At 28.9% G+C, this 13,568-nt stretch carries 12 protein-coding genes; 11 read left to right on the top strand and 1 reads right to left on the bottom strand.

Going from position 1 to position 13,568, the window contains the following annotated elements; translation table 11 throughout:
* Window positions 1-51: 51 nt before the first annotated feature.
* On the bottom strand, window positions 52-1,047 hold the full coding sequence (locus J1C67_RS04550; protein WP_167866880.1) for a hypothetical protein: 996 nt from the start codon (window positions 1,045-1,047) through the stop codon (window positions 52-54).
* Between the two features lie 253 nt (window positions 1,048-1,300).
* Here J1C67_RS04550 and cdaA point away from each other — a divergent pair, with 253 nt between their 5' ends.
* From cdaA to glmM, 11 genes are all read left to right on the top strand, one after another.
* On the top strand, window positions 1,301-2,155 hold the full coding sequence (cdaA, locus tag J1C67_RS04545) for a diadenylate cyclase CdaA (protein ID WP_089969199.1): 855 nt from the start codon (window positions 1,301-1,303) through the stop codon (window positions 2,153-2,155).
* Window positions 2,125-3,381: a CdaR family protein gene (locus tag J1C67_RS04540; protein ID WP_167866881.1), complete on the top strand. Its 1,257-nt coding sequence runs from the start codon at window positions 2,125-2,127 to the stop codon at window positions 3,379-3,381. Before cdaA ends, J1C67_RS04540 begins: the two co-directional genes overlap by 31 nt.
* A gap of 255 nt (window positions 3,382-3,636) precedes the next feature.
* Complete coding sequence (locus tag J1C67_RS04535; protein WP_167866882.1) at window positions 3,637-5,244, top strand: NAD(P)/FAD-dependent oxidoreductase; 1,608 nt, start codon at window positions 3,637-3,639, stop codon at window positions 5,242-5,244.
* 187 nt (window positions 5,245-5,431) lie between these two features.
* On the top strand, window positions 5,432-6,337 hold the full coding sequence (gene ptb, locus J1C67_RS04530) for a phosphate butyryltransferase (protein ID WP_167866883.1): 906 nt from the start codon (window positions 5,432-5,434) through the stop codon (window positions 6,335-6,337).
* Window positions 6,338-6,397: 60 nt separating this feature from the next.
* The gene (buk, locus tag J1C67_RS04525; RefSeq protein WP_167866884.1) at window positions 6,398-7,465 is read left to right on the top strand and encodes a butyrate kinase; all 1,068 of its coding nucleotides are present in this window, start codon (window positions 6,398-6,400) and stop codon (window positions 7,463-7,465) included.
* Window positions 7,466-7,688: 223 nt separating this feature from the next.
* Window positions 7,689-8,603 carry an ABC transporter ATP-binding protein gene (locus tag J1C67_RS04520; protein WP_167866885.1) on the top strand — a complete coding sequence of 305 codons (915 nt, stop codon included), beginning with the start codon at window positions 7,689-7,691 and terminating at the stop codon, window positions 8,601-8,603.
* Window positions 8,604-9,845, top strand: coding sequence for an ABC transporter permease subunit (locus tag J1C67_RS04515; RefSeq protein WP_167866886.1), 1,242 nt, complete (start codon window positions 8,604-8,606; stop codon window positions 9,843-9,845). It begins immediately after the preceding gene.
* 221 nt (window positions 9,846-10,066) lie between these two features.
* Window positions 10,067-10,711, top strand: a complete 645-nt coding sequence (locus J1C67_RS04510; RefSeq protein WP_175490830.1) for a hypothetical protein — start codon at window positions 10,067-10,069, stop codon at window positions 10,709-10,711.
* 117 nt (window positions 10,712-10,828) lie between these two features.
* Complete coding sequence (locus tag J1C67_RS04505) at window positions 10,829-11,662, top strand: AIM24 family protein (protein WP_167866887.1); 834 nt, start codon at window positions 10,829-10,831, stop codon at window positions 11,660-11,662.
* Between the two features lie 86 nt (window positions 11,663-11,748).
* On the top strand, window positions 11,749-12,051 hold the full coding sequence (locus J1C67_RS04500; RefSeq protein ID WP_089969222.1) for a YerC/YecD family TrpR-related protein: 303 nt from the start codon (window positions 11,749-11,751) through the stop codon (window positions 12,049-12,051).
* A 150-nt stretch (window positions 12,052-12,201) separates the two neighbouring features.
* Complete coding sequence (gene glmM / locus J1C67_RS04495) at window positions 12,202-13,545, top strand: phosphoglucosamine mutase (RefSeq protein WP_089969225.1); 1,344 nt, start codon at window positions 12,202-12,204, stop codon at window positions 13,543-13,545.
* Window positions 13,546-13,568: the final 23 nt, after the last annotated feature.

Below are 13,568 nucleotides of genomic sequence, written 5' to 3'. Positions count from 1 at the left end.
TCCTTCGGATATAATCCAATATTAGTATTATCCAAAAAATAAGAAATAATACTATAAATTATTTAATAATTCTTTAAATTTAGAATAAGAGGCTAAAACATCTTGGTATTTAGAAAAAATATTCTTATAATTATTATTAATTTCTTTCTTGTTTTTTATAGGATCTACGCATGAATTATCAAAGATAAGAGCGGTTTTAAAAGATTCAATATAAGGAGTATATAGCTTTGAAAATTCATCTAAAGTTGTATAATAATCACCATATCCATCTGGAATAGAAGATGATAATAACTTGATTTGTACATCTTTATAAATTTCTTCTTTAGATTCAATATCATCAATTAATACTTGAAGATCTCTCTTGTCTTCTTTTATTTTATTTAAAGCAGGTTCTAAATCTTCGGTCAAAGTATTTAAATAAGGAATTAAACTCTCTAGCGAAATTATAAAATCTTGTTTTTGAGAATTTATAATATTTTGTGCTTTATTTACTTTAATTAAAGCATTAAGATAATTTTTTATATTATCGAAGAATGTAATAGTATCATCTGAAAAAGAAATATCAATACCTTGATTGGTTAAAAGTTTATAGGTATTTAAACAATCATCCTTGTAAGAGGTTAGTTCAAAAATATTTTCATCTATAACAACTTTTTCTGGATCATTTATCAAATAAATAGAATAATCATAAAGTGTAATAGTAGTAGAGAGAGCAGATGCCAACTCCTCTTTAATATTTGAAGTGCTTTCATAGTTAGTTTTAATTGATGAAAGCTCTATAGGAATATCTTTTAAGTCTGTAGCCCCAATAGAAAGAACTTCAATAGATTTATTTCTATCTATTGACAAATCTTTAATACCTTTGCTTAGTGAGTGATTGATCTTACTAATTTTCGTGCCAATAGATTTAAGCTGCTTCATTTCCTTATTAGCACCAGTATTTGATGAGATTAAAAATACAATAATAAGACTAAACATAATGGTTGTTATTATAGCTAGAATAAATTTTTGATTTTCTTTAATTATAGCTTTTAACTTATCTTGCATATAAGGATTCCCCCCTAACACTATTTTTTGAACATCTTCAATGTTATTTTAAAAGATGTTTTAAGGAACTTAAAAAAATAACTAATCACATTCAGGTATATTTTATTTCTGTTCCCTTACATAAATTTATATTATAGTTAAGTTACAATTATTATAAAATTATAATATTATTCTTAAGATTTTACAGAAAATATGTTAAGAATAATATTATTAGTGTATAATTCATATGATAGAGTAAATAAGGGGTGATCCCATGGAAAATTTTATAAGGTTAATAGTTAATACATTAAGAAATATATCGATATGGTCAGTAGTAGATATTTTAGTAGTAGCATATATTTTTTATAAGGGATATATGTTAATAAAAGAAACTAGAGCAGAGCAATTGTTAAAAGGGATAGTTTTAATAATTGTATTAATTCCAATAAGTTATTTATTGAGATTAGAAATGCTTTATTATATTTTAAATAAAACTTTAACAATAGGAGTTTTAGCTATTATTATTATATTTCAGCCAGAAATAAGAAGAGCGCTTGAACATCTTGGTAGAACTGCATTTGAAGAAATATACAACACTCAAGATAAAGAGCAAAGGAATAATTCAGTAAATGAAATTGTAATAGCAGTTTCTAATTTAGCAGAAGAAAAAATAGGTGCTTTAATAGCTATAGAGCAAGGTACTGGAATTGGAGAAATAATTTCTTCAGGAACAATTTTAGATGCAAATATAACTGCAAACTTATTAGAAAATTTATTTGTAGTTAACACTCCGTTACATGATGGAGCAACGATAATAAGAAAAAATAAAATAGTAGCAGCTGGGTGTGTATTGCCTTTAACAAGCAATGATATTATTAATAAAAAGCTGGGAACAAGACATAGGGCAGCTATAGGTCTTTCGGAGAATTCGGATGCATTAGTTATAGTTGTTTCAGAGGAAACAGGAGTTATATCATTAGCCATTAATGGACGATTAACAAGAAATTATGATAAAGAAAAGTTGAAAGTAATACTACTTAAAATAATGGAACATAGAGAAACTAAGAAGGTAAAAACAGCAGGAGAGAAGGTGAAAACATGGATAAAAAGGATAAAAAAGAAAGAATAATAGTTCCACTAATCTGTCTTTTCATGTCTATTGGTCTGTGGTTTTATGTTTCTAATGTTGAAAATACAATAAGACAGTATGGTTTGACTAAGGTTCCAGTAGAAATATTAAATATTGAAACATTAAAAGATTCTAAATTAACATTAAGTCCAAATCAAGAATTCTATATTGATTTAAAGTTAGAAGGAAGTAATGAAATATATAAAATTAAGAAGGAGGACTTTAAGATAACGGTAGATATAAGTGAGTATGCGTTAAAAAAAGGTGGGAATAAAATGGCAGTGAATATTATAGAATCACCTGCAGACTTAACTATAAAAAATACAAACAATTTAAATATAGTTGTTAACTTAGAAGAAATATCTGAGAAAACAATAGAAATAAAATCGGAAATATCAGTAACTCCAAGAGAAGGCTATTCTATTGCGCCAATAGAAATTAATAATAAAGATGTTAAAATAACAGGAGCAGCATCACTAGTAGATAAAGTTGAAGCTGTAGTTATTAGAGGAGACGTAAAGGACGCCGTAGAGGATATAATAGGTTCATATGATATAATTCCAATTGATAGTTTAGGAAAAAAAGTTGAAGGTGTAGAACTAAAAAGTAAATATGCAGATGTGGTTATAAAAGTAAGTAAAGTAAGTAAAGGAAGAAGTATTCCTATAAAAATAAATACAGTAGGCAAATTACCGGAAGACTTAAAATTGAAATCTATTGAAGGTTCACGGAAAACTTTAGAAATTGTAGGGGCTAAGGCTTTGGTTGATCAAGTAGTAGAACTTCAAACGGAAAAAGTTGATTTATCACAAGTAAAGGATAATGGAGAGGTAACTGTTGGCATTATTGTGCCAGAGGGTGCAACCTTATTACAAGGCGAAGAATTTATAACTGTAAAAGTAAATGTTGTTAAGCTTGTAAGTAAAGATCTTGAAATTAAATTTTCATTAAAGGGAGTTGCTGAAGGGTTAACAGTAACTCCATCAAAACCTACTATAATTGTAAAAGTAAAAGCTTTTGAAGATGAAATAGAGGCTATTACAGCAGATAAGATTAAAGCCGAATTAAATGTAGAAAAATTTAAAGAAGAGGGAACATTTGAAGGAACGCCTATAATAGATTTAGTTGGTTTAAATAGTACAGTATCAGTAACAACTACGGAAAAGATAAGTTTTAAAGTTGTAAAAGTAGCTGTTCCTCCAGTTAAGGTACCGCCACAAGCGTAATAAGGTATAGTGAAAATAGAATTAATAAACATTATAAAATATTTAGGCTAGAAAATTTAGTGAATTTTCTAGCCTTTAGTATTTTTAAAAGATCACTAATATGAAATTTAATTAACGAATAATTACTATTAATTAAAAAAGAAATATGTTAGAATAATTAGGAATCTGAAAGAAAGAATATATGTAGATGCTTAAAATTGATTATTTTAAGTGTGATTATAAAGTATAAATATAATATTGAAAAAGGGTGATAATATGGCTATTAAAATAAATAATATAATTTTAAAAATAGATGAAGATAAGAGTATATTAAAAAGTAAAATTGCTAAAAAGCTAAAAATAGATATTTTAGAAATTAAAAACTTTAAAATAATAAAAGAAAGCTTAGATGCAAGAAAGAAAAATGATATTAGATTTACATATTGTATTGAAATTGAACATGCTAATGAAAAGAAATTAGTAGAAAGATTAAAAGATAGAGATGTTAATTTAGAAGAAGATAGTTATGATGCAGAGATTGAATTTGGAACTAAGGAATTAAAGAATAGACCTGTAGTTGTTGGGTTTGGACCAGCTGGTATTTTTGCAGCTTTGTTATTAGCAGAAAAAGGTTATAAACCGTTGGTGATAGAAAGAGGCGAAGATGTGGATAAAAGAACTGCCACTGTGGATAAGTTCTGGAAAGATGGCAAATTAAACTTAGAATCGAATGTTCAATTTGGTGAGGGTGGAGCTGGAGCTTTCTCAGATGGAAAGCTCACAACTAGAATTAAAGATACAAGATGTGATTATATTTTAAGAGAACTTGTTAAAGCTGGAGCTCCAGAAGAAATAACTTATGTAGGAAAACCACATGTTGGAACTGACATATTAAAAAATGTTGTTAAAAATATAAGAGAAAAAATAAAAAGTTTAGGTGGAGAAATTAGGTTTTCTTCAAAACTTGAAAATATAAAGTCAGAAGATGGAAAAATAACTAGTATAGTTGTTAATGGAGAAGAAATTCCTTGCGAAAATGTTATTTTAGGAATTGGTCATAGTTCAAGAGATACTTATGAAATGTTAAATAAAATTGGAGTGTTTATGGAACCTAAAGCTTTTGCAATAGGAGTAAGAATAGAACATCCGCAAGATATAATAAATAAAAGTCAATATGGGGAGACTTACAAGCATCCAAGGTTAAAGGCTGCAGAATATAGATTAACTTATCAAAGTAAAAAGCTAGAGCGAGCAGTATATTCATTCTGTATGTGTCCAGGTGGGGTTGTAGTTGCAGCTGCATCGGAGGAAAATAGATTAGTTTCTAATGGAATGAGTTATCATGCAAGAGACTTAGATAATGCAAATTCTGCTTTAGTTGTAACAGTTGGGCCAGATGATTTTGAAGGGGATTCACCACTTAGAGGAATGGAATTTCAAAGAAAATACGAAGGATTAGCTTACAGCCTAGGTGGTGGAGGAAGTAAGGCTCCAGTACAATTAGTGGGAGACTTTATGGAAAATCGAATAAGTGAAAAATTTGGAGGAGTAAATCCAAGCTATAAACCAGGCTTTGAATTTAAGGATTTAAGAGAATGTTTGCCAAGTTATGTTGTAGAAGCTTTAAAAGAAGCTATAGTTGAATTTGATAGAAAAATAAAAGGATATGCTAGTAGCGATGCAGTGTTAACAGGAATAGAAACTAGAACATCAGCACCAGTTAGATTAACAAGAACAGAAACTTTAGAGAGTATATCATTAAGTGGGTTATATCCAGCTGGAGAAGGTGCAGGTTTTGCTGGAGGAATAATTTCAGCAGCTGTAGATGGATTAAAAGTAGCAGAGAGAATAATTAAGGAATATAAACCAATCACCAGTATTTAATATTGAAATCTAGATAAGCATCTTTAAAAAAGATGCTTATTATTTTATGTAAAAAATAAAATTAAATATTCTGAAAATTTAGGTTTTTGCAAAAAACTTTGTTACAATATTATCATAGGTAATATATGTAGTTTATAGCTATAATTATATTTATATAATAATTGAGGTAATGAGAGGGGTTTTTTTAATGAGTAAGAATTTTGAGGATTTATTATTGAAATTAGAAAATTGTAAAAAGAAAAAAGTAGCAGTAGCGGTAGCTCAAGATGAGCCTGTATTAGAAGCAGTTAAAGCTGCTAAAGAAAGAAATATAGCAGATGCAATTCTTGTTGGAGATAGTGAAAAAATAAGAGAAATAGCGGCTAAAATAGATATGGATCTTGCGGGATTTGAAATAATTCATGAAGCTGATCCTAAAAAAGCAACTTTACTTGCAATAAAATTAGTATCAAGTGGTACTGCAGATATGGTCATGAAGGGACTTATAGATACAGCTACTTTTTTAAGAACTGTATTAAACAAAGAGTTTGGTCTTAGAACAGGAAAAGTAATGTCTCATGTTGCAGTTTTTGAAATAGAAGGAATAGATAGATTAATATTTTTAACAGATGCAGCTTTCAATACTTATCCAGATTTAAAGGGTAAAGTTCAAATATTAAACAATGCAGTAAATGTTGCTCATGCTTGTGGAATTGAAATGCCAAAGGTAGCACCAGTTTGTGCTGTAGAAATTGTTAACCAAGATATGCCTGCAACAGTAGATGCAGCGCTATTAGCAAAAATGAATGATAGAGGACAAATAAAGGGTTGTATAGTTGATGGACCTTTAGCTCTTGATAATGCATTATCTTTAGAAGCAGCTCATCATAAGGGTATATCAGGCCCAGTAGCAGGTCAAGCTGATATAATATTACTTCCAAATATAGATGTAGCGAACGTTATGTACAAGTGCTTAACATACACATCAAAATCAAAAAATGGAGGCCTTTTAGTAGGAACATCTGCCCCTGTTATATTAACATCTAGAGCTGATAGCTTTGAAACAAAGGTTAACTCTATTGCACTTGCTGCATTAGTTGCTGAAAAAAAATAATATTAAGCAAGACAGATTAGACATGTCTAAATAAATGATGATAATAGGAGGATTTTAAAAATGATATTGAAATTATTAATTATTAATCCAGGATCTACATCAACAAAAATAGGTGTTTATGAGGGCGAGAAAGAAATTTTAGAGGAAACTTTAAGACACTCTTCAGAAGAAATAGAGAAATATAAAACAATTTACGATCAATTTGAATTTAGAAAAGAAGTTATTATAAATGTATTAAAAGAAAAGAACTTCGATATAAATACATTAGACGCTGTAGTTGGTAGAGGTGGAATGCTTAAGCCAATGGAGGGCGGAACATATGCAGTAAATGAACAAATGCTTGAAGATTTGAAAGTTGGAGTACAAGGGCAACATGCTTCAAATTTAGGTGGAATATTATCAAATCAAATAGGAAAAGAACTTGGAATTCCTGCATTTATAGTTGACCCAGTTGTAGTTGATGAATTGCAACCTATAGCTAGATTATCAGGTACACCTGAGATACCAAGAAAAAGTAAGTTCCATGCACTTAATCAAAAAGCAGTAGCAAAGAGATATGGAAAAGAATCAGGCAAGGGATATGAAAACCTTAATTTAATAGTAACTCACTTAGGTGGAGGAGTTTCAGTTGGAGCTCATAAAAATGGAAAAGTAATAGATGTTAATAATGCATTAGATGGAGATGGTGCTTTTTCACCAGAAAGAGCAGGAGCAGTTCCAGTTGGAGATCTTATTAAATTGTGTTATAGCGGAAAATACTCAGAATCAGAAGTATGTAGCAGAATGGTTGGAAAAGGTGGTTTTGTAGCATACCTTAATACTAATGATGTTAGAGACGTATTAAAACTAGTTAGTGAAGGAAATAAAGAAGCTGAAGTAATTTATAATGCATTTATTTATCAAGTAGCTAAGAATATCGGAGAAATGGCTACTGTATTAGAAGGAAAAGTAGATGCTATAATAATTACAGGTGGAATAGCTTATTCAGAAAAAGTTATAGCTGATATAAAGAAGAGAGTAGGATTTATTTCAAAAATAGTTGTTTATCCAGGTGAAGATGAATTACTAGCTTTAGCTCAAGGTGCAATAAGAGTGATAAGTGGTGAAGAAGAAGCCAAGATATATTAAAAGAAATTAAATAATAAATTTTAAACTCCAATTATGGTAGTACCCATAATTGGAGTTTTTTATATGTAATTTATAAATGATAAGATGGGTTTTAAGGAAATATTAAGAAAATACATTGCTTTTAATTAAGAAAATATAGGTAAATTTATAAGTGATGAAAAGGTACATAAAAATAATAGATAGGTATTAGAATTTTTATGAAAAAATATAGGAGGTATAGAGATTGAAAGTTTTAGAAGTAAATAATTTACACAAAAAAATAGGTAAAAAGGAAATAATAAAAGGGGTAAGTTTTTCAGTAGAAGAGGGAGAAATATTTGGATTTTTAGGCCCGAATGGTGCAGGGAAAACTACTACTATAAGAATGTTAGTTGGGTTAATAAAACCTACATCAGGAAGTATTTCAATTTGTGGACATGATTTGAAAAAGGAATCTGTAGAGGCATTAAGAAACGTTGGTGCTGTTGTAGAAAATCCTGAATTATATCAATACTTATCTGGTATGGAAAATTTAATGCAAATTGCAAGGATAAGAAAAATATCTAAAGAGGAAGTTTTAGATACTATTAAATTAGTAGGACTTGAAAATAGAATAGATGATAAGGTAAGGAAATATTCATTAGGGATGAAACAAAGACTTGGACTTGCAGCATCACTTTTATCAAGTCCAAAATTATTAATATTAGATGAACCAACTAATGGACTTGATCCATCAGGTATATTAGATTTTAGAGAAGTAGTTAAAAATGCTGCTAAAAAAAGAGGTATGGCAGTGTTTGTATCTTCACATATATTATCAGAGGTTCAAAACCTTTGTGATACAGTAGCATTTATAAATGATGGTGTTATAAAAGCCGTTGAAAGTGTAGTTAATAACTCAATGAAAACTGAAAAGGATATTATAACTTTAGTAACTACAAGTAATAAGGAAGCGGTTATAAAAGAGATAAAAACTCTAGGGTTTGTTCAAAGTTGTAAGATTACAGAAAAGGGTATAGAAATAATATTAGAAGCAAATACCACCTCGAAATTAGTAAAGAATCTAGCTAAAGAAGATTTTAACATAGAGGAAATATATAAAGAGAGAAAAGGGCTTGAGCAAAGATATATGGAATTAGTTGAAGGAGGTATAAGATAAATGTTATTTGTTTTAATAAAAAATGAGTTAAGAAAATTAATTGCAAAACCAAAAACTTGGATAGTATTTATATTGTTTGCCATATTTGTAGGGATAACTATATTTGGGCAATATAAAGTTGATAAAAGTATGAGATATAATAGTTCTCCAGAATATCAGTTAGAAAATGCTAAAAGTAATTTAGAATATTATACAGTAGAGATAAATAAAATAAATGATACGGCTGAGGATAAGAAGGCGGGTTATGTAGAAACGTTAAATTCATATGTAGCTGAAAAAGCGAAGGTAGAAGAAAGCATAAAAGCATATGAAGATATGATAAAAAACGGCAATGACGAAGAAGTTTGGAAGTTGGAATTAGATAATCAAATAAATAATCAAAAAGAAACTATTAAAAGTTTAGAAGATAAAGGGATAAACGAATATAATCAAAATCAGTACTTAAAAATTAAACAAGAACTAGAATATAATAATAATTTGAAGGATAATAATATTAAACCTTTAAACGGATGGGAATTTGAGGCTTATGCACATATGAAAACTTTAATGGGCATACTTGGAATGGGGATTTTAGTGGCAGGTATTGCAGTGTTTATGAGTGATATAGTTTCAGGAGAATGTACGCCTGCAACTTTAAAATTTTTATTAGTTCAACCAATAAAAAGAGGAGCTGTTTTACTTTCTAAATTTATATCAGTGGTAATAATGGTATTAGCTATGATTTTAGGATTAGAGTTAACAGGCTTTGGGGTAATGAATGCTTTAAGTAAAATAGAGGGCGGATCATATCCAGTTATTATAGGGAAGATATATGAAAGCAAAATTAATGTAGGAGGATTAGCAGAGATAAGCGAAAAAGTTGGAACTGGGAATATGGTAACCAACAACGAAATGTTTATTAAAGCACTTATATTACAAGCATTATTTATAATAACAACTTGTGCAGTAATATTCTTGATTTCATCAATAATAAAAAGCAGTATGGTAACTATGGGGTTATCAGTTATATTATTAGTATTTGCAACAATATTAAGCGTAGCGTTAAGTTCAGTGAAAAAAATAGCACACTTATTATTTGTAAACTATGGTGATCCTATTGGACTATTAACAGGAGATTCAGTATTTATGTATAATAATGTTAACATGACTATTAAAATGGGTATAATAGTTATGATAATAACTACAGTAGTAAGTTATGTAATAGCACATGTAGTGTTTACTAAAAGGGATATATTAATATAATATAGGTATTAATATATATGAGATTGTAAATTATATAAAAAATAAAACTGTGATAGAATATACTTTTATCACAGTTTTTTGTTTAAGACTTATATAAGTGTGGTAAAATAATATGTAGAGAAGAACTTATACTAAAAGGGTATATACTCAAGAACGTAGTATATACTATTGAATAAAAAGAGCGAAGTTAAATATTAAAAAATAAAAAAGGTAGGTACTATATGAGCATAGAAACTAATAACAACATAGAAGAAAAAAAGGTTATAAATTTTGAAGGATTAAACGCCAATGAAATTTGGCAAGGGTTATATAATAAAGAGTTAAACTGTAAAAAGAACATATTAGAATACATAGAAATTACAAAAGTTCTTAAAAGTGATGATGTTAAATCAAGCCAGATACAAGATACATATACATTAATTTATACAAGTATTGATAAAATGAATACTATAATTAAGCCTAATACAATTATGCATTTAAAAAATCAACTTAAAGCACAATTAGGTAAACATGTTGAGAATAGAGATCCGAAAGAAATCAATCATTTTATAGAATTCTTTAAAGAAGCGTATCCTAGGAATGATAGAAGAAAAGGATATATGTGGGTAATTATGGATCCTAGTAAAATAACAGAAGATCAAATTTGGACTACACTTGCATATATTAATGGATGGTGTTTACAAGATTGTAACAGACTCCATAGAAGTCAAACTCAAGATATTGTAGAAATGGTAGAGTTATTAGTAAGTAAAAATAGACTTAAATATACAAATCAAGTTAAGAGTCTTTCAAAGTTACTTAATATTTTACAAATAAAGGTAGTGCCTTTTAAAGATGGATTTAAAGTTATGAAAGCATCAAAATAAAATCATTATTTGCAAAGAGCCAATAACACTAAGTTCATAAATTGTTTAGTGTTATTGGCTACTTTTGTTTAAAATATATTAAATATGGTAGAATAATGAAGAGGGAGTGGTTAGAAGATGAGAACTTCATTAAATATAAATAATAAGCTTACAATGGTATCAGAAATGCGCAATGACACCATATTTCAAGTTTTAGAATATGATAATTTAGAAGGTGCTAATGATTTAAGTACATTAATGCAATTGAGTTTTATGAAAGAATCACAAGTGAAATTAAAGCAAGTGAGAATAATACTTGATGATACTGCAGTTAAAATTGAAGCAGGAGCACTTAGTTATATGAAGGGTAATATAAAAATAAAAAACAAAACTGGTGGGGTATTAGGGCTAGGTAAAAAATTGTTTGCAAGTAAGGTTACAGGAGAATCTATGTTTAAACCTGTTTTCGAAGGAACAGGAGAAATATTTTTAGAGCCAACTTTTGGACACTATGCACTTATTGAGTTAGAGGATGAAGAAATTGTAGTTGATGATGGAATGTTTTATGCTTGTGAAGAAGAAATAGAAGTTGGAGTAGCTATGCAAAAAAGTATATCATCAATGGTATTTGGAAATGAAGGCCTATATCAAACAAAGTTAAAAGGTAGTGGGATTGTACTTTTAGAAATACCAGTTCCAGAAAAAGAAATATTAAGATGTAAGTTATATAAAGATACTTTAAAGGTAGATGGAAACTTTGTATTGCTTCGAACTGGAAATATAGATTTCACAGTAGAAAAATCTGGAACAAGCTTAATTGGAACAACGTTAAATGGAGAAGGGTTGCTTAACGTGTACAGAGGAACTGGAGAAGTTTGGATTGTTCCAACTAAAGCTATTTATAATGAATTATCTGATACAGGATTAAATCCATTAACAGATCCTTCAGGAAGTAGTAATACAGAAATATAGCTAATACTACTTTATTATAATAAAGTTGTAAATTGATGAAGAAATAGTTATAATTATGTTAATGAAAATTAAGGGGATGTGATGTTTTGAGTACAGTAGATAGCAGGCTTAAAAGCAAAGAATTAGATTTGTTTTTTGAAGCAGTATTAAAACTTCAAAGTGTAGATGAGTGTTATAAATTTTTTGAAGATGTTGCAACAATAAACGAATTAAAAGCATTAGCACAGAGAATACATGTAGCTGGTATGCTAAAAGAAAAGAAAGTATATACAGAAATTGTTGAAGAAACTGGAGCTAGTACGGCTACTATAAGTAGAGTAAATAAATGCGTAAACTATGGTACTGGCGGCTATAATCTTATACTAGATAGACTAGATGGGAAAAAGTAAAAGGTATATTAGTTGTAAAAAAAATCAAAAAAATATATAATATATGGAGTAAGAAACCTTTTTACAAATAATTATTATATTTAATATTTATTTATAAAAGGTTACTATACTAAATTAAAAGTATAAACGATGGAAAAGTGAGGTAAAATAATGGGTAGAATGTTCGGAACAGATGGAGTTAGAGGGATTGCTAATACTGATTTAACATCAATAACAGCATATAACTTAGGCAGAGCAGGGGCTTATGTTTTAACAGAGGGTACACATAAACCTAAAATATTAGTAGCAAAAGATACAAGAATATCAGGCGATATGTTAGAAGCTGCATTAGTTGCTGGTATATTATCAGTGGGTGCAGAAGCTGTTATACTAGGGGTTGTACCAACACCTACAGTACCACATTTAACTAGAGAATATAATGCTGATGCTGGAATAATGATATCTGCATCACATAATCCAGTTGAGTATAATGGTATAAAGTTCTTTGATAACAAAGGATATAAATTACCGGATGAATTAGAAGATGAAATTCAAAGAATAATAGAAACAAATTTTGAAGGTGTTCCAAGTCCTACAGGTCATGATATTGGAAAATCAACAATAGATGTTGGTGGATTAGATGAATATATAGAATTTGCAAAATCAACTATACCAGTAGATTTAAAAGGCTTAAAAGTAGCTTTAGATTGTGCTAATGGAGCATGTTACGAAGCAGCAGTTAAAGCGTTTAGAGAACTTGGTGCAGATGTTTATGTAATAAATGATAACCCAGATGGTACAAATATAAATGAAAATTGTGGATCAACTCATCCAGAAGAATTAATGGATTATGTTGTAAGAAAGAAATGTGATTTAGGATTTGCTTTTGATGGAGATGCTGATAGATGTTTAGCAGTAGATGAAAAAGGAAACCTTATTAATGGAGACATTGTTCTTACATTATGTGCTAAATACCTTAAAGACTTAGGGAAGCTTAAAGATAATACTTTAGTAGTTACTGTAATGAGTAACTTAGGTATGGATATTGCATGTAAAAGAGAGGGCATTAACACTATAAAAACTAAGGTTGGGGACAGATATGTTCTAGAAGAGATGGTTAAGAATGGTTATGTACTTGGTGGAGAACAATCAGGACACGTAATATTCTTAGATTACAACACAACTGGTGATGGTCTTGTTACTGCACTTCAAGTTGCATCAATAAAAAAGAGAAGTGGAAAAACTTTAAGTGAATTAGCTGGAATAATGAAAGAATTACCACAAGTTTTAGTTAATGCTACAGTTCCAAATGATAAGAAAAATATATACTTAGAAGATGCAGAAATAATTGAATCTATTAAGAATATAGAAAAAAAATTAAATGGGGTTGGAAGAGTTTTAATAAGACCTTCAGGAACAGAACCATTAGTAAGAGTTATGCTTGAAGGAGAAAATCAAGTAGAAATAAATAAAATGGCTCATGATTTAGCTGATCTTATATTAAGTAAAATATAAGAATTAGATGTGAAGAGTGTTTA

The organism is Clostridium gasigenes, from assembly GCF_017348895.1.
GTDB classification, from domain to species: domain Bacteria; phylum Bacillota; class Clostridia; order Clostridiales; family Clostridiaceae; genus Clostridium; species Clostridium gasigenes.
Note: the sequence above shows the minus strand (reverse complement) of the source record. Positions and strands in the feature narration are given on the sequence as shown.